Below are 21711 nucleotides of genomic sequence, written 5' to 3'. Positions count from 1 at the left end.
CGTAGATGACGACTGAACAACGCACCATCCTCGTAACGGGTGTCAACGGTCAGGTTGGCTTCGAACTGGCGAGAAGCCTGCAAGGTCTCGGCAACATCGCCGCGCTGAGCCGGCAACAATTCGACCTCGCGAACTTCGACCAGATTCGCAGCGTCATTCGCGAATTGAAGCCCGCGCTGATCGTCAATCCGGCTGCGTACACGGCCGTCGATCTGGCTGAAAAAGAGTGCGACGACGCAATGCGGATCAACGGTGAAGCGCCTGGCATCATCGCGGAAGAAGCGAAGAAGTTGGGTGCGCCCATGCTGCATTTTTCGACCGATTACGTCTTCGACGGCACGAAGCCGGCGCCCTACGTCGAGTTGGACGAGACGAACCCGCAGAATGTGTATGGCGCGAGCAAACTGGCCGGCGAGCGCGCAATTGCCGAAGTCGGCGGGGCGTCGCTGGTATTTCGCACGAGCTGGGTGTACGGCGGACGTGGCAAGAATTTTCTGCTGACCATGCTGCGCCTCGCGGCGGACAGGCCGGTTCTGCGTATTGTCGGCGATCAGTTCGGCGCGCCGACCTGGAGCAAGACCATTGCGGCGCTGGTTGCGCATATCGTTGCGCAAGGTCACGCGGCAGGCACCGAGTGGTGGGCCTCGAAGTCAGGTGTGTATCACCTGACGGCGGGCGGTTCGACGTCATGGGCAGGGTTTGCACAAGCGATCTTCGATATGGCTGAGCTCGAGAAAAAACCATCGGTCGAATCAATTCCTGCTAGCGAGTACCCGGTGCCCGCAAAGCGTCCATCCAATTCGAGGATGTCCTGTGAGAAGCTTGCTGCCTCATTCGGCGTGCAGGTGCCACAGTGGGACGACGCGCTGCGTCTCTGTATCGGCGAAATGTAAGCAGGCGGAGCGAAAAGAGAGGTCGCCCGGCCGCAGGCCGGCATGCGAGCCTGTGCGGCCGAACCTCCCGTCAAGATCGGTTGGCCTGTTCGAACTTGCCCGTCTTCCCGCGCAAGCCATCCCAAATGCCTCTGGACATCATGGTGAAGTCAGCAGCACGGCGTTTCGATAACGCACTGAATACGAAGAACTTGATTCCGAGGCGAGTGATCTCACTGATCTTCCAGGCGAGGGAAATGTAGTGGCGTCTGCATAGCAGGATGGCATTGCGATAGTAGTAGTAGCGCCTGAGTGGCTTGTGCACGGCTAGACGAATGCCGGCTACTTCAAGGGCGCTTTCGCCGATTCTGTGTTCCATGCGAACGTCGAACGCGCCATAGCTTTGAAAACCGGCGGCTTGGGCGCGCAGGCCCCACTCGATGTCGACGTAATCGATGAACAAGGCCTCGTCCATATTGCCGACCACGTTCAACGCTGCAATTGATATCAGGGCACCCGACGAGATCAGATAATCGGCAGTCGTCCAGGTGCCATTGCCGGGATCGCGCTTCCTGCGCGGAAAGCCAAGTTTGAACTCGATGAACGGTAGGAAAATCCCGCGATTGTGCTCGAAGAAGTAAGGGCCGACCTGCGCGACGGGGCCGCGCGACGACAAGCGATCATGGTACGTCTCGAGCTGGTCGATCATGTTTGCGGACGGCGCGCTGTCTTGATCGAAGATTGCGCAGAACTGGAGGTCGCCTTCGCGCTCTGCGCGGGCAAGCCCATGATTAAGTGCCGCGGCGATACCCAGGTTGCTCGACAGCCGGATGAGATGGCATTGCGCGGCTGGCAACGCGTGTTGCCACTGATCGAAATTGCTCGATGCATTGTCGACGATGAACAACATTCGTACCTGCGTTGAGAGCATTTCGATCAGTCGTAACAGGACCTCGCGCTCTGGGTCGTATGTGACAATGATGGCGGCGGTACGATCAGACAAGAGGCAAGGTCCGGGCAAGAGAGTTCGAGCAGGTTAATCGAATAGATGCTCGCCGGTCAATTGATCGGTTTGAGCGCGGCGAAGGCGAGAAATTTAGGAAACAAATGGGTAACGATAAATATCGGATTCTGTTGCTCGATACGAAGTTTCGCAACCCCAATCACTATATCTGTATTGCGTTGCGCGACGCGCTTGGTCGATCCAGCGATGTGGAGTTCGTCGTCAAGGCCGATCCGCTAGATGCGATCGACAAGGCGTATGAACATCAGTGCAATCTGTTCGTGGCGTTCGACGGTGAAGAACTCAATCAGACGCTGTGCCGGCGCCTTGCGCGCGCGTGCGGCCGGTCGCTGCTGTGGGTGACCGAAGACCCCTACGAAGTATCGGTCAACAAACGCAATGCAGAGATCTTCGATCTGGTCTTCACCAACGATTCGTCCACCGTGGCTGAATATGGTGAGAAGGGCCGTCACCTGCCGCTTGCAGGGGCCGTCGAATTCCACAGCATCCCTGTCTTGCCGGTCGACAAGGCGCTGCGTTACGAGCTGTTTTTTGCCGGTACGGCTTGGCCTAACCGAACGGCCTTCGTGCGATCGATACTTGGCCAGATGCCGTCAGACTGGCGATTCAAGCTCGCGCTTCCTGCCAACGAGCATTTGCCGCCGCGCAATGTGGATCTGCCGGAGAGCCTGATCACCTGGCGCACGTCGCCACCGGATTTCGGGCGCTTCGTCAATCGTTCGGCGATCACGATCTTGCTGCCTCGCGTCTTTTCGGCTTCAGGGGACAGGGAGTTTGCGGAAACGCCGCCCCCTCGTCTATTTGAAGCCGCGCTGGCTGGCGGCGTGCAGATGGTACAGGAGTCGCTTGCGGAAGTCGCACTTGCATTCGAGCCTGATTCCGAAGTCGTGCTGTTCTCGGATGCTCAGGACTTTATTCGCAAGGCAACCACGCTGATCGGCTATCGCGAGTACCGCAACCGGATCGCAACGGCCGCGCGAGAACGAGCGTTGCGCGATCATACCTATGACCACCGCGTGGACACGATGCTTGCAGAAGCAGCGTGCTTATCTTCGCGTCGCAACGACACGGGCACGTCGCCGGTAGCCGCAGCCGGTAGTGTGGCGACATCTCCCGTTGCGACACGCAAGACCGTGCTGTTCGTCTCGCACAACTATGTTGAACGAGGCCACTTTGGCGGCGTCGAAATTTACCTTGACCGTTTGCGCGCGAACTTGGGCAACGAATTCGATGTTCTTCTCTACATGCGCGGCGATTCGGGCGATAATTGGGACACGCTCCTGCTGGACAAGGACTACAAGCTGCTCAAGCGGTACACATTCGCTGAACCGTACGGGACTCAAATGCTATCGTCGCCCGAGCGCGAGAAAGCCTTTCACGCCGTGCTCATTGAACGAAAGGTCGATCTCGTCCACTTCCAGCATTTCATTGGGCACGTACCTTCACTTGTCTATATCGCGAAGTCGCTCGGCATACCAACAGCTATAACAGCACATGACTACTTGGCCGTGTGCAACGAGTTTCAACTGATCTCATTCAAGGGGAAGTTTTGCGGCGCACCGGATGTGTCGCTTGCGCAGTGCGATCTGTGCCTTTGGAAAAAACACCAGATCCAGCCAGGTTCGCAGGCTGCGCGTCGTGACTTCTGGAACGGTGTCATCGGGGCCGCGGACATGTTGTTTTTCAACACGGCGGGACAGCGCGACCTGTTCAGCGCCATCTACCCAGCTATGCGGCAACACCCCAGCGCAATTGTCCTACCGGTGCCGATTCTCGACGACGAAGACGTCGCGCCCCCGGTGGAACGACAGGCACCCCCTGCTGGTGCCGCGCCCGCGTTGAAGGTCGCCCTGCTGGGCAACGTCACGCACGGAAAGGGCGGTGATCTGCTCGCGCCGACGGTCGTTGAACTGAGTGGCGTCCCCGTCGAGTTTCACGTGTTCGGCCGCCTCGACGAAGAATTCAAGCACCTCGAAGACAAGCGGATGTTCCCGAGCGTGTTCGTGCACGGCACTTATCACGCGGACGATTTGCCGCGTGCGCTGCTCGAGTGCGATGTGTCGTTGCACGTGTCGATCTGGCCGGAAACGTTCTGCCTCACGCTGTCTGAAGCTTGGCAGCATGGCATCGTGCCGATCGTCTCGGACATCGGCGCGCTGGGTGAGCGGGTACGCAACCGCGTCAACGGGTTGAAGATCCGAGTCAGTGAGGAAGGCGACTTGGTCAATGCAATCCGATTGCTCGCGGAAGATCGCTACCTGCTTGCGACGCTGCGCGCCAATATTACTCATGACCTGTACCCGACACTGACGTCTCACGTCGCTGCATTGACCGCTGAGTATCGCAAGCGTTTTAGGGATCTTGATCATGAACAGATATCGGACGTACCGCGCCGACCGACAGGCATCGCGGAACTGGGGATCGTGCTGCAATCACCATCGTGGTTCCAGCTCGGGTCTGCCTCGCGGTTGAACATGGTGACAGTGGAGCTATCGTCATCGGGACTTCGCAACCGCTCCAAGGTGCGCGGTGTGTACGCGTACTATGCAGAACATGGTTTCAGGAAAACGGCCAGGCTGATGGTCAAACACGCGAAAAGGATCCTATGGACGCGATAATCCGAGTTCTCGTCTGCAGCGCGTCGCCTGACTCGATCAATAACAATGCACAGTTGCGTGGTTACGTAGGCGAAGGTTTTCGCGAGTTGCTGGGCGATGCGGCTGTGCGCGTGTGCTCGCTGGAAGTGGCGGAATTTTGCGCCGAGGCGTTCGGTCCGCAACTGGTGTTGGTGTTCGGCTCTTGCATGCCCGCCGTGAGCGTCTATCACGGCCTGAAGAATTACTGCTTGCGCAGTGGCGCATGCATGGCGTTCTGGCTGCACGACGATCCCTACGAGTTCGATTTCAACTACAAGATCGTGAATATTGCAGATGTGATCTTTTCGAACGATCGGTGGGCGGTCACACACTATCAGCATCCACGTGTCTATCATGTGCCGCTCGGCGCCAGCAAGGCGGACCACTATCGCCCTTTGCGTCCTCAGAAGCAGCGTGATGTATTTTTCTGCGGTGTGGGTTTTCCGAACCGCGTCGCACTGTTGCGCGATTGCGCATCGAACCTCGATGGCGTCCACGTTGAGGTGCTTGGCGCCGAATGGCCGGGCGAGATGCGCTTCGCACGCAATGAGCGCATCGAAAACAGGCTATTGCCCGACTACTACGCCAGTTCGCTCGTCACGCTGAATATTGGGCGTCGCTACGATCTCGCCAATGCCCGCTTTAGTCTCGACGCGCCCACGCCTGGGCCACGCACGTTCGAAGCGGCCATGGCGGGCACCGTGCAATGCATGTTTGTCGAGGGGCTTGAAATCTACGACTATTTCGATTCCGACGCAGGCGAGATTCTGCTGTTCGATTCGCCTGCCGAGTTGCGTCGTCATGTGGACATGTTGCGTGACGATGCGGCGAGAGCCGCAACGATGGCCCGAGCCGCCCAGCAGCGTGCGCTTGTCGACCATACGTACGCGCGGCGCGCCGAGCGAATCCTGTCGTTGATCGGCAGCGTTGCACACGCATGAGCGGACCGTTTGCAGGCGACGCCCACGCGCTGCGGACCGTGGGCGGAGTTGTGGCACGGCATCGCGTGTTCGCGATTGTCGTCACGTTCAATCCGGAGCTGGACGTGTTTGCTGCGCTGCTTGATGCGACGCGTGCGCAAGTCGAGGTGTCGCTCGTAATCGACAATGGTTCGACGCCCGAATGTGCGGCAAGGATCGAGCAAGCATGCGGGCGACGCGCAGTGCTGCACCGTCTGTCCGCTAACGTTGGCATTGCGGCAGCGCAGAACAGAGGTGTCGCGCTCGCAAGGGAGCAGGGCGCGACTGACGTGCTGCTACTGGATCACGACAGCGTGCCTCAACCAGGCATGGTGGCGACGCTCGTCAAGGCAGCAAGCCAGTTGCGTGGGTCTGGCCATGTACTGGGTGCAGTGGGGCCTGCTATCGTCGATCGAAAGTCGCGAGCGGCGGCCCCTGTTCCCGTCATCGCCGACGGCGGGATCACATTTGTCGACGTCGGTGGCACGGCGCCTGTGCGCTGCGAATATCTGATCGCGTCGGGCACGCTGATCGCGCTCGAGGCGTTCCATGCGGTGGGCCCAATGAACGAAGCGTATTTCGTCGATCAGGTCGACGTCGAATGGTGTCTGCGCGCGGGCGCTGCGGGACGAGCGATATTCTGTGTTCCGCAGGCTCGGCTCGAGCATGCGATTGGAGATGAGGTCGTGTCGTTCTGGCTGCTCGGGAGGCGCGAATTGCCGGTGCATAGCCCGATGCGGGACTATTTTTACTTCCGCAATTCGCTTCGTCTGATACGTTCACCCTATGTGTCGTTGCCATGGCGGCGCTTCTGGAAGCGGCGGCTCGTCCGTCTCTTCGTCGTGCAGACTCTGTTTGCGCCGGCAAGGCTGCGCCGGATTCGCGCGATGTTGTCGGGCCTGTGGGCGGCGTGACCGGGTTCGAATCCTCCTGCGTTTGACGGCGATGTCGACTGCGAGCGCGAAAGGTCAGATAGCCCTTGTACCGTCGGGCGCGCAGGAGCATTCAGTTACAATAATGGACTTAGTTGATTGCAAGCGAGTATGAACACAACCGCAATGAAACGTTATAACGGGTTGCGCGAATTCTGGGCCGCGCTTGCGAATCCCCATCTGTGGGCGTTACTGGCGTGGTATGACATTCGTCAGCGCTATCGTCGCTCCATTCTTGGCCCTTTTTGGGTCACGCTTTCCACGGGCATCATGATCGGCACGATGGGCGTGCTATGGTCGGTGCTGTTCAAGAATGACGTCAAGTCGTTTCTGCCGTTCTTTGCGATCGGAAACGTCGTGTGGACTTTCTACGCTGCGCAGATCAACGAAGCCTGTACGGGCTTCACCCAGTTCGAATCGACGATCAAGCAGATCCGTTTTCCCATGGGTGTGTACCTGCTGCGTATTCTGATGCGCAACCTGATCATCCTCGGTCACAACTGCGTGATCATCGTCATCGTGATTGCTGTGCTCGGTCCGTCGTTGACGTGGCACGCGCTGTTGGCGATTCCAGGGCTCTTCCTCGGCACGATCGCCATGCTGGCAATCTCGATGATCGTCAGCGTATTTTGTACGCGTTTCCGCGATATGCCGATGATCATCTCAAACGCGACAATGGTGCTGTTTTACATCACGCCCATTATCTGGCGACCGGAAGCGCTCGGCGAGAAGCATCATTGGGTAGCGAAGTTCAATCCGTTTGCGCACCTCATCGAGATCGTGCGAGCGCCTATCATCAACGGCTACTTTCCGCTGGATTCGTGGATCTGGTCGCTAGGTACGACGATTATCCTTTTGACCGTTGGAATCGCACTGCAAGGCCGCTTCCGCGATCGAATCGCTTACTGGCTGTGAGTCGGGAATGAGTGAGTCATACATTCGTGCACAAAACGTGGTCGTGGAATTCCCGATCTACAACGCGTCGCATCGTTCGCTTCGCAAGTCGCTGATGCGCGCGACAACCGGTGGGCGCGTGGCAGCCGACGCGGCGAAGCGCGTCACGGTCCGGGCGCTCGACGACGTCAGCTTTGAATTCAAGCCAGGCGACCGCGTGGGCCTCGTCGGACATAACGGTGCTGGCAAGACGACCATGCTTCGCGTGCTGGCGGGCGTCTATCCGCCTGTCGCAGGGACGCTGGATGTCAAGGGCAGGATCGTGTCGCTGATCGACATCTCCCTTGGCATGGATCACGAAGCCACTGGCTACGAGAACATTTTTCTGCGCGGCATCATGATGGGTATCAAGCCTCGTGAGATCGAGCAGAAGCTCGAGGCGATCGCGGAATTTAGCGAGTTAGGAGAAGACTTCCTGAACATGCCCGTGCGGACGTATTCAAGCGGTATGCTGCTGCGCCTCGCGTTCGCCGTGTCAACGTCTATTCACGCGGACATTGTGCTGATGGACGAATGGCTGTCGGTGGGGGATGCTGCATTCAACGAGAAGGCGGCAGAGCGGCTCGACAAGGTCGTAGAAAATTCGTCGATTCTGGTGCTGGCTTCGCACTCGCAGGCGCTTGTCGAGAAGATGTGCAACCGCGTGCTGACGTTCCAGCACGGCCGGATCAGTGAGCTCTGATCGCTGGGCGCCGCCTGAGGGTAGTCACTGGCGACCCGCCAGACCAGCGCTGGTCATTCGTCTCGCCGCGGACGAGACGTTGCCGTTCTCACGAGCGGCGATCGACGCGTTGTTGTCCTGTACGTCAGTGGGCCGAATGCACGATCGCCGAAATGATAGACCGCTCTTTAACTTCCTGGCGATTCATTGGAATGATCTTCGGGCCGCTGTATTTGACGTGGACGCGGGACAGTCAAATGACCATACGCGGTGTATTGGAGTGCTACTTTCTTCCGTCAGTGCCGTCGCTACCTTTGCTGGTGCTTGCACTGGGAGTTCCTGAAGGTGGTACCGGCCTTAGCGCCTGTTAGGCCAATAGTTGGATTTTTCTTTAAGCTCTTGTGTATTTCCTCGCAAAGGATTGCATTATGGAAAAGATATTCCGGTTGGTCTTAAGAGAGCTTTTCTTTTCTGCCATGACGTGCTCGTACAGTCGTAGATCCGCTTGAACATATTTCAGCAAAGTTCGCTGAATATCATGCACGCTTGTATCCACTTTCCGTGAAGAAGGAGAGGAATTGAGATGTGAAATAACTGGGCTCGCTCCCAGATTGAGCATTTCAAAAAGTGTTTTCATTTCAGCTGAAAGATCCTCGGAAATTCCAACGAATCCAAACCGATTTAAGTTGTTTATCGCTTTGCTTGCGAGATCTCTGTGTGTCATTTCAGTGACGTGGCCGCGCTTGAATACAAGCAATTCGGATTGGAGATTGATCAGTCTGATCTCGGAGTCATGAGAGCGTGATTCGAAATATTTGTCTATCGATTTAGCGCTTGAAAGATCCACGCTCGCAACCCGGCGTATCTCCTGCCTAATTTTCTCTGGGAAACCATTGAGCTCGATTTCGTACTCCGGCTGATTATAGTGGTCGACCCACATCAGATGCGATGCAATTTGCTCCAGCGGATTTCGAACAAACGTGAAAATAAACGGATCACATTGAATGTCACCGAGGTAAACGTGCCCGGACACAAATGTCTTTTTGCTGAAGACATCTTCAGAAATTTCGCTGCTAAATGCTTGGCAGGATTCCGCGCCAAGCCGTTGAACAAAGGCGTCGATAACTGAAACACCGGCTGTTTTTGGGATATGTAAAAATGCTATTTTACCGATGGTATTGTCCAACATATTCAAGAAAATCAATAATGTTCGCAGCGTCGACGCAAATTTTTGCACCGCGGCATTTGCCCAGCCACTAAATGTTAAGATCGCGAAATCGGTGAGTATTCGATAATCTTCAAAGCTCGACGGCTTCAGTTCGGTCGCACATACGGGCGTCGGCACCGATCACCCTCAAACTTTGAAAATTCTATCATGGTCAGTTGGTCGCTGACACCTACGTTCCGAGAACTGAGACGCTGAGTGTAACGCGCTTGATACGGCTTTTCATTCGTTGCAAGATGACGCTGGCGTGTCTTATGAGGCGCAAGATACTGGTGGTTAGCGCGCCCGTATTAAGTGATCTCCTTATATTTTTGGACGCCATGCTGATTGCGCTTGCGCAGGCAAGTAGGCCATGGCGCATAGTGCCGCAATGAATGCGTAACCCGAATACAGGACAGCCCATGAAAGTCGTTGTAACTGGAGCCACCGGCTTTATCGGCCAGCATCTCGTGCCCGAATTGCTTTCCCGCGGCCACGAAATTGTCGCGCTCGCGCGGGATAAAGCAAAAGCGCGCCATTTTCGATGGTCCAGCGAAGTTCGCATCGTTACCGCGGACGTTGGCTGTATGGAGCCGGATTTCTTTGGGTCTTTAGGTAGTCAAGATGCTGTTATCCATCTTGCCTGGCCAGGGCTTCCCAATTATCATGCGCCGTTTCACTTCGAAGAGAATCTGCCAGCCGCTTATCGCTTCCTAAAGCAATGTGTGACGGCGGGCATTTCGCAGGTTCTTGTGACTGGGACATGCTTTGAATATGGCATGCGAGACGGGTGTCTTTCGGAGACGCTGGAGTCGCAGCCAAGGAATGCGTACTCGTTGGCGAAAGATACACTTCGGAAATTTCTCGAGACCTGGCAGCAGCGGCAGTTTACCCTGCAATGGGCGCGATTGTTCTACATGTACGGAGAGGGACAGAATCCGCGCAGTGTACTTGCACAGCTCGATCGCGCGATTGATGACGGCGATTCGGTTTTCAATATGTCGGGAGGGGAGCAGTTGCGGGACTACCTGCCGGTGGTGGAAGTCGTCCGGAGGTTAGCCTTACTGATTGAGCATCCTGAACTGAGTGGCGTAACAAACATCTGTAGTGGTGCGCCGATATCCGTGCGTCGGCTGGTCGAACGAAGAATTGTTGAGCGGAGCGCGCAAATTACACTCAACCTGGGACACTATCCATATCCCAGCCATGAACCAATGGCGTTCTGGGGGGACGCGCGCCGGCTTCAGTCGATCGCCTCCGGCCTTTGATCAGCCAATTTACCCTTGGCACATATGCATTCAGCGCGAACGTCACGTGCATGGTGCCAAATACAACCGGCGGCATCACGATTCTCGGTGCCGGACTGACAAAAGGCATCCGCGCGGTATGACTCGGTGAATCGTCGAAATGTATAAATTCCTTCGGCATTGCGGACAAGATAAGACAATGCCAGGAGCGTAGCGGATTACTTTACCGCCTCCCTCTTCTTACTTATTTTACAGCTGTAAGTGCAGGCAGTTCTATCACACGAACGTCGCTTTGGGAGCTTCTGCTTCAGCGCTCCGGTTTCTTCGTCGTAAAAGATCTGGAATCTTTTGACCCAGCGAGATGCATGGTTTTTCAAGCAAGAACCACGATATAACCGCAAGGAGAAACGCGCATGCAAACGTCATAATCTGGTTTCCGTGTATTCCGGATTTCGGGAAAATGCTGGCGAAAGTATTTTGCAGAGGCCACCCGAACACATACACCCCATAGGAAAAGTCTCCCGGAAGGCGAATGGATTTCGTAATGTCCAATGACATAACCCACAAGGCAGTAATAAAAAAGGCAGGCAAGAATACAAACTCGAATGCGGGGCCATGTCTGACAGTGACGGCGAGGACCGCCAACCCGATGCACAGGCGTCCGTCTATCCGCACGCGTTCCTTGTACAGGGCTAGTAGAGAGCCGAATGCAAAAAATGCTGGCAGTTGGCCACCCTTGTTGATATTAGGTAAACCGATTGCGGTGATGCCATCGGGCCAGGCCAAGCAGACGACAATACCCGTTAAGAGAACCGCGGTGGCGGCTAGCCTAACACGAAAAAGCCCGCACATCCCAGCACCGAGAAGTAAGGCGTAAAGCATCAATTCATATTTGATCGTCCAGATCGAACCATTTGCATGCCGATACAACGCATGCTCAAACACGCCCGGTAGCACGTATTCGATATAGGGATGCAAAAGCACCCGCGTCAGGTCGCCGCGATGGTGGAAGTACTCGGATACCGACATAGAAGTTAGCGTCGGCCCCATGATGACGATCGTTGCAAAAGAGCTAACAAACAGTAGCGGGAAAATGCGGAAAAATCGAGCCGATACGAAACGGACCGCGCTTGGCTTCGTAAGCCAACTGTTGGTAACGAGAATGCCACTGAGGAAAAAGAAGAACTTCACCGCCAATGAGCCGGAATAATCGAACCCGAGGAGGTTGCCGAGTGGCTCGTCCACGCCTGATTCAGGAGTCAGCCTGTACGCGTGTCCCCATATTACTGCTGTCGCGGCGATTAGGCGAAGCAGATCAGCGTTGTTATTTCCGCGGCGAAGCAATTGGTCAAGCATCATGATCCATACACTCTCGGTTGCCGACCGCGCCTAGTACGGGTAGGTCGTCCAGTGCGTTAGCGAGACAAATCCCGCCATTCCAAGGTGCTGCGAATATGCTATTCGCCATCCATGCCGGCAAATAGGTTAGCGGCGTGACGCTCACGAGCTAGCTGCGCAGGATCGCAGCTTCTGCGTCCGGCGACGGTAAACTCGACCCGACCTTCGCACATCAGCACCAGATTTCAGTCGCATTAGTCCCCGACGGCCTCCAGCGCGTCGTATTTCCAAATTCTCGCCTACGGCTGGGCGAACGGTGCGCGTCGTGGAGGTCGCCGCTCCTTCTTTCCCTTTATTGCAGCCTTCGCTTCATCCGCGATCGGAGTGTGTTCTCTATCTGGCCAAGGATGGACGGCATGGCAATATGTGCATCTGGGGAACAGACAATTGAGTAGGCGGAGCCATTGCCGCCGTCGAGCACGATCACGACCGCACACTTCGCTCGGATTCTGCTTACAGCTAGGGGAGACGTCGGTCGTCGGCGCACGGTACGCCGTATCAAGAGATACTTATAGCGGGTACGGCGGCCGCAAATCGAGCTCCCCATTCTCTGACGTAGGCGTGCTGATCGGTGACCTCGTGGAGAATATTCCAAGGCAAAACGAGAATGACGTCCGGGCGGTGTTTGCGAAGCGCGTCTGCCGGAAGAATAGGGATGTGGCTTCCGGGAAGATATTTCCCCTGTTTCGACGGCGCCGCGTCGCATACATACGGCAACAGATCCGGCTTTACCCCAGCATAGTTGAGAAGAGTGTTGCCTTTGGCTGCCGCCCCATACGCGGCAACTTTTTTTCCCAGCTTCTTCTGTTCAAGCAGGAACTGGAGTAGGCCATTCTTAACGTGATCGGCCCGCGACTGGAAGCTGCTGTAAGTCGAAAGGTCCGCGAGCCCAAAGCGAGCCTCTTCGTCAAGCACCTTTGCTACCGAGGGATGATTTTCGCGCCGATCTTCGTCGTGGCAACCGTACACTCGGAGGCTGCCGCCGTGCGTCGCAAGCTCGTCCACTTGCCATACGCGCAGACCTGCGCGTGCAAAAATCTTCATCACAGTCCGAAGCGACAGATAGGAGAAGTGTTCGTGATACACGGTGTCGAACTGCACGTGCTCGATCAATCGCATCAAATGAGGGAACTCCAATGTAATTGTGCCATGCGGCTTTAGCGCTGTTTTCAAGCCCGAGGTGAAGTCGTTGATGTCTGGAACATGCGCGAACACGTTATTACCAGCGATAAGGTCCGCTTGCTTGCCTTTTGCGGCAAGTTGCCTTGCAAGTGCTTCACCAAAAAAATCACGCAGCACTGGAATACCAAGACGTTCAGCTGCTTCCGCCGTGCTTGCGGTCGGTTCGATACCTAGGCATGGAATACCGGCCTCGATGAAATTCTTCAACAAATAGCCGTCATTTGACGCTACCTCAATGACAAGGCTGTCTTGACTCAGCGCAAAACGCCTGGACACCATTTCCGCGTAGGCTTTCGCGTGCGCCAGCCAAGTTTGGGAGACCGACGAGAAATACGCGTAGTCCGGCTTGAACAGTTCATGCGCGCGTGCGTAATCCTCGGTTTGAACAAGCCAACAGTGTTGGCAGACAAGAAGCTTTAGTGGGAAATACGTCTCAGGAGCCTTTAGGTCGCTGGCTGTTAGATAGGCATTGGATGGCGGCGCAAAACCCAAATCGAGAAAAACGTGTTCCAAGGGCGTTTGACAGTGTCGGCAGTTCATACAGTTATTCCGCGAAACTCCGGCGTTAGAAGAGGGTGTGATTGATCTCGTTGAGAGACATCGGCAACTGGAAGAGGCCATGTGATGTTCAGCGCCGGATCATCGTGCCGTATGCCGCCTTCGGCGGTGGGCTCATACGACGCCGTATGAAGATATAGCAACTCGCTTTCAGGCTCGATAACCTGAAAGCCGTGCGCGCATCCCTCTGGAATGGCGAGCATTCGTCCGTTGTCAAACGAAAGCTCCTCTGCGTGCCAGTGGAGAAACGTTGGCGAGTCGGCTCGCAAATCGACAGCAACATCCCAGACCTTACCGCGAAGGCAACGAACCAGTTTCAGTTCTGCGTGTGGTGCGTGCTGAAAATGCATGCCGCGCACTGCACCGGCACGCATTGTCTTGGAGTGATTGATCTGTGTAATGTGCCGTCGGCCAATTATCGATTCCAGTTCTTTATCACAGAAAACTCTCTGAAAAATTCCGCGATGGTCAGCAAAGGGTGTGGCGCGCACAATCATCACGCCTGCAATGGCAGTAGGTGTCACTTTCATGACTCGCACCATGATGCACCGATAGCTGCGGCATCCTCAACGTATTGGTCGAGTTGGCGCACGCTGACGACTTCGCCGGACGCGAGCCACGTCCGATACCATTCAGCTGTATGCCGCAATGCGTCGTCGAAGTCCCACACGGGTTGCCAGCGTAGCAACGTGTGCGCCTTTGTGCTATCAAGCGATAGCAACCGAGCCTCATGCGGATGATACTGCGTCGTCGTGTGCCATTTTATTTCGGGCCACGACTCTGACATGTGCCGCAGCACGTCGGAGACCGACCGATTGCCATGGGAGTCTGGACCGAAGTTCCATGGTTCTGCAAAGCAATTCTGTCCTGTCAGCAGCCGCTGACCGAGCAGTAGATAGCCGCTCAGCGATTCCAGCACGTGTTGCCAGGGACGTGTTGCATTGGGCGAGCGTATTTCTAAAGAGGCGCCGTTGACCATAGCCCGGACAAGGTCAGGTATCAGCCGGTCCTCTGACCAATCACCCCCGCCGATAACGTTGCCCGCACGTGCTGTCGCGAGGAGCGACGCGTTGGTTGTCGACATGAAGGATGCACGGTAGCTGGCCGCTACGAGTTCCGCTGCGGCCTTGGACGCGCTGTAGGGATCGTGGCCGCCCAGGCGATCACACTCGCGATAACCCCAAACCCATTCGTTGTTCTCGTAACACTTGTCCGTCGTGACTGCGACGATGGCTTTCACGCTCGACATCGTGCGACATGCTTCGAGCACGTGGCACGTTCCCATCACGTTGGTTGCCCAGGTTTCGACGGGGGCGACATACGAACGGCGCACGAGAGGTTGGGCCGCGAGGTGAAACACGATCTCAGGCTGCGCTTCCTCGACGACGCGCGCGACCGCATCGGGATCGCGTATATCGATTCGATGGCTAACGGCATCGAGCTCTAGCAGATCCCAATGATTTGGATTGGTCGCCGGCGCAAGTGATGCGCCGGTGACGTGCGCCCCAAGCCGCGTTAGCCAAAGCGCGAGCCAGCTTCCTTTAAAGCCTGTATGACCGGTCAAGAGCACCCGGCGATTGAGGTAGGCGCCGCCGAACAGATTCACGACCAGACTCGCCATGGAGGGGCGGTTCGCCACAAATCTTCGAGGTGATTCTTATCGCGCAGGGTATCCATTGCCTGCCAAAAGCCGTGGTGCCGGTATGTCATCAGTTGTTGTTCGGCCGCAAGCTTGGGCAGTGGCGTAGATTCCCAGCTCGTATCGTCACCGTCGATGTAGTCGAATATTTTGGGTTCAAGGACAAAGAAGCCGCCATTGATCCACGCGCCGTCGCCGGCAGGCTTTTCCTGAAAGTTCAAGACGACATCGCCGTCAGTATGCAATGCGCCGTAGCGACCGGGCGGCTGAATTGCCGTTACCGTCGCCAGTTTGCCGTGTCGTCGGTGAAACTCAACGAGACGACACACGTCAATGTCAGCAACACCGTCGCCGTACGTAAAACAAAATGTTTCGTTGCCGACGTAGTCACGGACTCGCTTCAGGCGTCCGCCGGTCAGCGTTTCCGGTCCGGTATCGATCAACGTGACACGCCAAGGCTCGGCGTAACGCTGATGCACTTCCATGCCGTTTCCCTTGCTCATGTCGAACGTGACGTCGGACGTATGTAAAAAATAGTTCGCGAAATATTCCTTGATTACGTAACCCTTATACCCAAGGCAGATCACAAAGTCGTTGATCCCGTAATGCGAGTAGATCTTCATGATGTGCCACAAAATCGGCTTGCCACCGATTTCTATCATCGGTTTCGGCTTCAAGTGTGACTCTTCACTGATTCGGGTTCCAAACCCGCCGGCAAGAATTACGGCTTTCATAGATTGTGGGACTGGAGAGGACAGTAACGGGTTGCGCTCGACCACTGGAATGTGCAGGAAGTATAAGCGAACCAGTGTACGCGAACGATATTTCATTGGAAAGCAAGATTCGTGCATGAAGACGGCGTTACTCGCAGCACTGCTCTTGTCTCAAGAACGTCTGACCTCGCTTTTCCGTAGCTGAACCCGTCGGTTGCGGTCAGTACCGACTGTTGGGTGCTGGCTACTCATGCATGTCGGAGTGACGGACAAATCCGGCGAGGCCACGGGCGGGCACATTGCAGGGCGCGCGCGCTGCCAGCAAGTGAGCCCACGTCGTTTGCAGGCCGCTAATCCCGTCGCCGATCAGATCGTTCTCATTCTTCACGAAGGCCCTCAGCAGAGGTTCGTAGACCATTAGCCGCTCAGTGCCGGAGGCGAAGCTTCCGAGCCATGCGCCCAAGCTCCTCGTCGCGAGATTCCCAGGCGCCGCTTTGAGCGCATCGACCAGGAACCTGCGACGCCCGATCAGAAGGTCAACAGATACTCCGTCTACGCAATGAGGTTTGAGTCCCAAGGAACCGGAGCAGGGATCATTCATTGCACGGCCTGCAATCGGGTCACAGAGTTGCTCGCGGTCGCGTAAGACTAGCGAGCCCCGTAAGACTTTTCCCGATGCGTCGACGAGCGGACCCGTAACGGCCACGACGTTGCTGATCAATTCAAAGTGTTTTAGCGAATCCCACACCGCTTGACTCTCAATTGCCACGGTTGACGGCCCAACAAGCATCGCAAATTCGCTCTCTGAATGTTCCAGAAGATCAAGCAGAACTGCAATTCCACTCAGACCTCTCAACGGCGGCGCAACTTGACGGGTAGCGAATGGAAAGTGCTCAGGTCCACGTGCATCAAGGCCGATCGATATGAGGTCTACCGAAGCAGGTTCCTTTTGCAAGCGCCTGAGATAGTAGTCTTGAATGCCGAGATCAAACGGATAGGGGGCAACCTCATAGAGATCTTGGCGACGGCGCTGCGCAACGCCGCGAAGCACTGCTTGGATGGACCTTGCGCTTCCCGAGAACGAGTTACCACTGTTTGAGAGAGAGCTCGGATGCTGTCGCCAGTGGTATAGAACTTCTGGAATATGCAACGGCTCGTGACCACCTTCGGCAAAGCGGACAAGAGTATCCCAATCTTGGGCGTACTCTGCCTCACTCGACGTAAACACGCCTAGCGCGAGAGCCAGTTGGCGTTGGAAGAGTATCGCATGCCATATGTACGATTGGGCAAACAGCAGCGCGGGATCGAAATCCGGTCGATAGTAAGGATGACAGAAGGCATCTTCGATTAGCAGATCCTCGTCAGAATAAAAGATCGCTCTATTGGGATTGCTTTTCGCGGCGTTGGCTAGTATGGCAAGCGCATCCGGCGTCAAGAGATCGTCGGCATCCATCGAGATTGCGAAGTCGCCGATTGCGTGTTCGAGGCAAACGCGTAGCCCGCCATGAATTCCAAGATTCACTTCGTGACGGAGCGTCCGAAGTAGTCCTTCTGCCTCGAAGGCGACCAATGTTTTGTCGAGATCGGCTGGAATGGGACCGTGCGCCAGGACAATCCACTCGGATGCTTTGTGCCTTTGTGCTCTCATCGCTTCCGCCGTCGCACGAAACAGCTTTGTATCAGTACGTTCGTATACTGTTGTCAGTACCGATATAGTTGGCAAATCGTCCGTCAGGCGCGGGGCTAGTGCTGCGAAGCGTTGTTCGACGTGCTGTGTAAAAAAATTTGCGTAGGGCAAGCGAATCAGCGGCGTGCCGACTTCCGCAGGTTGATATGCGCGCTGTCCGCTGCGGTCCAAGTGATGTGCGTATCCGACTGGATTTCGCATCAGGCTACTGAACGCCCCGGTGAATCCGGCAAGCTCCTCGTGCGACAATGCGATTTCCTCGCCCGCTCCTAGTTTCGCACTGATCAGTGGAGTATAGATCACACGTAGTCCTGCTAGGCATGCAAGTGCGCCAAGCCACGGGCCGAGCATCGTTAAACTGAGTTCAACGGGCAACTTGTCTAGGTTTTCGGTTAGAAACGCGCGACTCACTACACTATGGCGAGCAGATACAGCTGCGACCGAACGTGGCTTCCAACCTTGCGCGAAGTATCCGGAACTAGTCAATGCGTTTCCGCTTTCAGGGCAACCAATCGAACCACCATAGCCAAAGACATATCCGCTCTCACGTATGATTTCGCCATCTTGAATGCGTCCGCCAACGACAGCAGAATCAGGGAATAGATCGAAATGCGTGAGCACTTCTTCTGCAAATTCTCCTTCGATGAGATCGCATTTGCGACTTTGCAAGTGAATGTAGCGTACGTTAGGGTCAACGTGACCAATTGCAGCCCGTAGGCCATCGCGCGATACGCTTTGATCAAGCATGACCGTTGCGATGATGTCATTGTTCACTCGCACAGCGTTTTGAGAATCGCCGGTGCGAGCGCGGCGCCGCTTGAAACGGTAATCGGGCGTGCCGTCGAAAAGCGGTGAAAGCACGATCTCATACTTATCGAGTTTACCGCGTGCGTCTAGGAAGCGTTCAAGCGCTGCCTTATGAGACTGATAGATATAAGGTTTCGCACGGTAGTTGCTCGACGTTGACGCATGATGCATGCGCCATGAATACAGTACCTCTGGAATATGAGCAGGCTCTTGTCCAGCGTTGAAGAACCGTATGAACGTATCCCAATCGTGGCATCCCTCGGTAGCTGGATCCGAGTAGCAGCCGAGTTCGAGTGCTGTCTTTCGATCGATTACTGTGAGGTGGGCGATGAAACACGAATGGACAAACAGAACGGGATCCCATTCTGGTTTCAAGTAAGCGTCGCGATGATTGTATCCGTCGGTCTTGTCTTCATCGGTATATACGACTAGTGGCATTCCGGCTTGCTCCAGGAAGCTCGAAAGTGTCCGTACGCAATCGGGGAACAACAGGTCGTCGCTGTCAACCGGAACGATATAACGTCCCTGCGCACGCTCGAGGCACCAACGCATGCCGCCGACTATACCTAGATTTTGTTCAGCACGGCCAAGGCGTACACGACGATCGAGAGCGATTTCATTCAGGACTTCACGCGTTTCAAGCCGCGTGGAGCCGTTGTCCAGAATCAGCCATTCGAAGTCGGCTGTCGTATCTTGACCGAAGACAGTGTGGGCAAGGTCGGTGAGAAACGACGGGTCCGTATCATAGACGGTAGTAACCAGACTAAGGAGCCCAGGGGTATCGCCTTCGACATATCGTTTGCGACGCAATTGCGCCCGCCGATGATAGAAGGTGGGGCTGTCTTCGATGATATCGTTTGCACGGACGACGGAAACGGGGCGTGCGAGTTTCGGAAGTGTTCCGCGCCGTGAAATTCCGTCACGTTGCAATTGCGCGACAAGCGTTTCCACTGCGGGCGAAAGGCTTTCGGTCCAGGTCCGTGGGAGACTTAGCTGTGGCGCTGTTTGCCGGCGACCCTTATCATCGCTAAGGGCCCGCGCGCGCGCGAGGGCTAAGAGCATGTCGCCGATCTCAGGTTCCGCACCGATCAGATTGGGCGAGAGCGCCGAGAGGCGTGCTGCCGTTTTGCTTCCAAATACAGTTGTGACTGCCAGCCCACCACATGCGGCCATTTCGAGCGGCGGATAACTAGGATGCGGCGATAGCATCGAGGATAAGAGAATGTCCGTTCCCCGCATCTGTTCCGCGTACCCTTCGAAGTCGAGCCACTCGGCGGGCGTGAGCGTATAGCCGCGGCCAAGGGGGATCGGATCAAATGATTCCCCCATTCCAATAAATTCCCAACCACTGTCCCCGAAAAGACCTTTCTCAACTGCCGCACGCAGAACAGCGATGCCAAGTCCAAAGAGATTTCGCTTTGCGATATTTGGTCTCGCGTAAAAGAGTAACCGGCGAGGTGCTTGAGCGTCACGGTTCTCAGGACGGAAATACGATTGGTCAATCGCAGGTTCGAACGCGATGGCTTGCCGACTGAAGTCGGCATTCGAGTAGCGGCCGACGGCTCGACTAATCAAGTGATCACGCAAAAGGCTCGTATTGATGATCGGGACGTGATCGAAACTGTACGAGGCTTCGGCATCCGCGAAGTTCTCACTAGCGCCATAGAAGAGCGTCTCGTAGTCTTGCACCAGGTAGTAAATGCGCTTGCAGCGAAGCATGCTTGTCGCTGATCTTGCGGCGTGGGCAGTCCACCACGCGGTGGCCATCAGCGCGTCGTTATAGCCAATGGCTAAGGGTTGCGTCCGGTCACTGCCATCAATGAATTGGACCGCCAGATCGTCCGGCCGTAAGCCGGTCAACCGATGCAGGTGCGACTTGATCCCGTTGAGATTGTCATCGAGAGGTAAGTCCGTCGACACGAAAATGACCGGGATGCCATCGTTGGCGAGTAGCATGCCCAAGATATATGCCGTGTTTGGGCCTCCGGTAGCGTAGCGCATCTGAAGGGAAGGCAGCAAAATCCTCAGGGTTGGAGTCGAACTCAGGCTCGGATCGACGAACACGTTGAGCGGTTGATTGGGCAACAGAAACCCAAGAGCAGTAGTGCCGGCGTCATCGCGACGCAGACGAAGAGTTGTTTCGGCATTCAACTCACCCGTTTCTTCATACCGCGCAATCGCTCCGTCCAATCGCTCGCGTGCCTTTATCTTCGCATGCGGTACCCGGCCTTCGTGAACCCCGGTCAGAACGTAATGTACAAGTGGATTGATTGCTGTCGCGGCCACGTCCGGATATTGAGAAACGTACCAATTCGTATCGAAATCGGGACTCGGGCTGCGCCCTTCGGACGCACCGGATCTTAAGTAGTGGACAAGTGGATTGACCTGAGCATCGGCAACATCCGGGTTGGTTTCCAGGTACCAGCTAGTGTCAAACAACGGATGTGGACTCCGTCTCTCGCGAGCGCCTGATGTGATGAAATGGACCAATGGGTTGATCCCCGCCGCTGCGACGTCGGGGTAGCGCTCGAGATACCAATCAGTGTCGAACAACGGGTGAGGGTCGCGTCCCTCGCGAGCGCCTGACCTGATGAAATGCAACAACGGGTTGCCCCTCGTCGCTGCGACTCCGGCATTGGTCTCGAGGTACCAATGGGTATCGAACAGCGGATGCGGATCGCGTCCTTCGCGAGCGCCTGCCCTGATGAAATGCATCAACGGGTTGACCCCCGCTGCAGCAACATCGGGGTTGGTCTCGACGTACCAATGGATATCGAACAGCGGATGCGGATCGCGACCTTCGCGAGCGCCTGATGTGATGAAGTGGACCAGTGGGTTGACCCCTGCTGCTGCGACGTCAGGGTTGCGCTCTAGGTACCAATCAGTGTCAAACAAAGGGTGCGGATTGCGACCTTCGAGTAAGCCGTGCTTGAGAAAATGCGCCAGCGGGTTTATCCCCCTTTCGGCGACGTCGGGGTTCGACGACAGATACCATTCGGGATCGAACAACGCGAAAACACCAAAACGCGGACGGCTTCCTGCCACCGCATTAAAACAAAGCCTCGCGAATATTTTATAACGTGAAAATGAGGAGCGATTTTTCCTAGGCATAATTGAAAATTTGAAGGAGCCAGAGGGAACCCGAATTTTTTGGAGAAGATTGAACACGTCAGCTTTTTTCGAAGGCCGCCTCATCACATTATCCAAAAGGCATTGGAGAATGGGGCATTGTGTCAAG

General features: G+C 55.8%; 15 protein-coding genes. 7 read left to right on the top strand and 8 right to left on the bottom strand.

The window, feature by feature from the left end:
* Window positions 1-5: 5 nt before the first annotated feature.
* Complete coding sequence (gene rfbD / locus VSR68_RS23015) at window positions 6-893, top strand: dTDP-4-dehydrorhamnose reductase (protein WP_342942047.1); 888 nt, start codon at window positions 6-8, stop codon at window positions 891-893.
* A gap of 70 nt (window positions 894-963) precedes the next feature.
* Here rfbD and VSR68_RS23010 read toward each other — a convergent pair whose 3' ends face one another.
* Window positions 964-1875, bottom strand: coding sequence for a glycosyltransferase family 2 protein (locus VSR68_RS23010; protein WP_342942046.1), 912 nt, complete (start codon window positions 1873-1875; stop codon window positions 964-966).
* 104 nt (window positions 1876-1979) lie between these two features.
* Here VSR68_RS23010 and VSR68_RS23005 point away from each other — a divergent pair, with 104 nt between their 5' ends.
* The 5 genes from VSR68_RS23005 (at window position 1980) to VSR68_RS22985 (ending at window position 8059) form a co-directional block, all read left to right on the top strand.
* The gene (locus VSR68_RS23005; protein WP_342942045.1) at window positions 1980-4514 is read left to right on the top strand and encodes a glycosyltransferase family protein; all 2535 of its coding nucleotides are present in this window, start codon (window positions 1980-1982) and stop codon (window positions 4512-4514) included.
* The gene (locus VSR68_RS23000; protein WP_342942202.1) at window positions 4502-5473 is read left to right on the top strand and encodes a CgeB family protein; all 972 of its coding nucleotides are present in this window, start codon (window positions 4502-4504) and stop codon (window positions 5471-5473) included. The genes VSR68_RS23005 and VSR68_RS23000 overlap by 13 nt, the downstream gene beginning before the upstream one ends.
* Window positions 5470-6405: a glycosyltransferase family 2 protein gene (locus VSR68_RS22995; RefSeq protein WP_342942044.1), complete on the top strand. Its 936-nt coding sequence runs from the start codon at window positions 5470-5472 to the stop codon at window positions 6403-6405. Before VSR68_RS23000 ends, VSR68_RS22995 begins: the two co-directional genes overlap by 4 nt.
* A 144-nt stretch (window positions 6406-6549) precedes the next feature.
* The gene (locus VSR68_RS22990; protein ID WP_342942043.1) at window positions 6550-7338 is read left to right on the top strand and encodes an ABC transporter permease; all 789 of its coding nucleotides are present in this window, start codon (window positions 6550-6552) and stop codon (window positions 7336-7338) included.
* Between the two features lie 7 nt (window positions 7339-7345).
* The gene (locus VSR68_RS22985; protein ID WP_342942042.1) at window positions 7346-8059 is read left to right on the top strand and encodes an ABC transporter ATP-binding protein; all 714 of its coding nucleotides are present in this window, start codon (window positions 7346-7348) and stop codon (window positions 8057-8059) included.
* Between the two features lie 370 nt (window positions 8060-8429).
* Here VSR68_RS22985 and VSR68_RS22980 read toward each other — a convergent pair whose 3' ends face one another.
* Window positions 8430-9383 (bottom strand): sulfotransferase family 2 domain-containing protein, encoded by a 954-nt coding sequence (locus VSR68_RS22980; RefSeq protein WP_342942041.1) that lies wholly within the window; start codon window positions 9381-9383, stop codon window positions 8430-8432.
* A gap of 281 nt (window positions 9384-9664) precedes the next feature.
* Between VSR68_RS22980 and VSR68_RS22975 the strand changes: the two genes are divergently transcribed.
* On the top strand, window positions 9665-10510 hold the full coding sequence (locus VSR68_RS22975; RefSeq protein WP_342942040.1) for an NAD(P)-dependent oxidoreductase: 846 nt from the start codon (window positions 9665-9667) through the stop codon (window positions 10508-10510).
* Between the two features lie 255 nt (window positions 10511-10765).
* On the opposite strand, the gene VSR68_RS22970 is transcribed toward VSR68_RS22975, so the two are convergent.
* The 6 genes from VSR68_RS22970 to VSR68_RS22945 all read right to left on the bottom strand — a co-directional run bounded on the left by VSR68_RS22970 (window position 10766) and on the right by VSR68_RS22945 (window position 21641).
* The gene (locus tag VSR68_RS22970; protein WP_342942039.1) at window positions 10766-11848 is read right to left on the bottom strand and encodes an acyltransferase; all 1083 of its coding nucleotides are present in this window, start codon (window positions 11846-11848) and stop codon (window positions 10766-10768) included.
* Between the two features lie 537 nt (window positions 11849-12385).
* Window positions 12386-13609 carry a class I SAM-dependent methyltransferase gene (locus VSR68_RS22965; RefSeq protein WP_342942038.1) on the bottom strand — a complete coding sequence of 408 codons (1224 nt, stop codon included), beginning with the start codon at window positions 13607-13609 and terminating at the stop codon, window positions 12386-12388.
* The gene (rfbC, locus tag VSR68_RS22960) at window positions 13606-14157 is read right to left on the bottom strand and encodes a dTDP-4-dehydrorhamnose 3,5-epimerase (RefSeq protein WP_342942037.1); all 552 of its coding nucleotides are present in this window, start codon (window positions 14155-14157) and stop codon (window positions 13606-13608) included. Before rfbC ends, VSR68_RS22965 begins: the two co-directional genes overlap by 4 nt.
* On the bottom strand, window positions 14154-15248 hold the full coding sequence (gene rfbG, locus VSR68_RS22955; RefSeq protein ID WP_342942036.1) for a CDP-glucose 4,6-dehydratase: 1095 nt from the start codon (window positions 15246-15248) through the stop codon (window positions 14154-14156). Before rfbG ends, rfbC begins: the two co-directional genes overlap by 4 nt.
* A complete protein-coding gene (gene rfbF / locus VSR68_RS22950; protein ID WP_342942035.1) occupies window positions 15230-16000 on the bottom strand; it encodes a glucose-1-phosphate cytidylyltransferase in 771 nt (256 codons plus the stop codon). The genes rfbG and rfbF overlap by 19 nt, the downstream gene beginning before the upstream one ends.
* 223 nt (window positions 16001-16223) lie before the next feature.
* Window positions 16224-21641 carry a glycosyltransferase gene (locus tag VSR68_RS22945; RefSeq protein WP_342942034.1) on the bottom strand — a complete coding sequence of 1806 codons (5418 nt, stop codon included), beginning with the start codon at window positions 21639-21641 and terminating at the stop codon, window positions 16224-16226.
* Window positions 21642-21711 lie beyond the last annotated feature (70 nt).

This window comes from Paraburkholderia phymatum (genome assembly GCF_038900715.1).
Lineage (GTDB): Bacteria > Pseudomonadota > Gammaproteobacteria > Burkholderiales > Burkholderiaceae > Paraburkholderia > Paraburkholderia phymatum_A.
Note: the sequence above shows the minus strand (reverse complement) of the source record. Positions and strands in the feature narration are given on the sequence as shown.

What these genes read in the sequence shown, in the direction of transcription:
- rfbD (WP_342942047.1), top strand. Translation starts at nt 6, where the DNA reads ATGACGACTGAACAACGCACCATCCTCGTAACGGGTGTCAACGGTCAG.
- VSR68_RS23005 (WP_342942045.1), top strand. Translation starts at nt 1,980, where the DNA reads ATGGGTAACGATAAATATCGGATTCTGTTGCTCGATACGAAGTTTCGC.
- VSR68_RS23000 (WP_342942202.1), top strand. Translation starts at nt 4,502, where the DNA reads ATGGACGCGATAATCCGAGTTCTCGTCTGCAGCGCGTCGCCTGACTCG.
- VSR68_RS22995 (WP_342942044.1), top strand. Translation starts at nt 5,470, where the DNA reads ATGAGCGGACCGTTTGCAGGCGACGCCCACGCGCTGCGGACCGTGGGC.
- VSR68_RS22990 (WP_342942043.1), top strand. Translation starts at nt 6,550, where the DNA reads ATGAAACGTTATAACGGGTTGCGCGAATTCTGGGCCGCGCTTGCGAAT.
- VSR68_RS22985 (WP_342942042.1), top strand. Translation starts at nt 7,346, where the DNA reads ATGAGTGAGTCATACATTCGTGCACAAAACGTGGTCGTGGAATTCCCG.
- VSR68_RS22975 (WP_342942040.1), top strand. Translation starts at nt 9,665, where the DNA reads ATGAAAGTCGTTGTAACTGGAGCCACCGGCTTTATCGGCCAGCATCTC.
- VSR68_RS22970 (WP_342942039.1), bottom strand. Translation starts at nt 11,848, where the DNA reads ATGATGCTTGACCAATTGCTTCGCCGCGGAAATAACAACGCTGATCTG.
- VSR68_RS22965 (WP_342942038.1), bottom strand. Translation starts at nt 13,609, where the DNA reads ATGAACTGCCGACACTGTCAAACGCCCTTGGAACACGTTTTTCTCGAT.
- rfbC (WP_342942037.1), bottom strand. Translation starts at nt 14,157, where the DNA reads ATGAAAGTGACACCTACTGCCATTGCAGGCGTGATGATTGTGCGCGCC.
- rfbG (WP_342942036.1), bottom strand. Translation starts at nt 15,248, where the DNA reads ATGGCGAGTCTGGTCGTGAATCTGTTCGGCGGCGCCTACCTCAATCGC.
- rfbF (WP_342942035.1), bottom strand. Translation starts at nt 16,000, where the DNA reads ATGAAAGCCGTAATTCTTGCCGGCGGGTTTGGAACCCGAATCAGTGAA.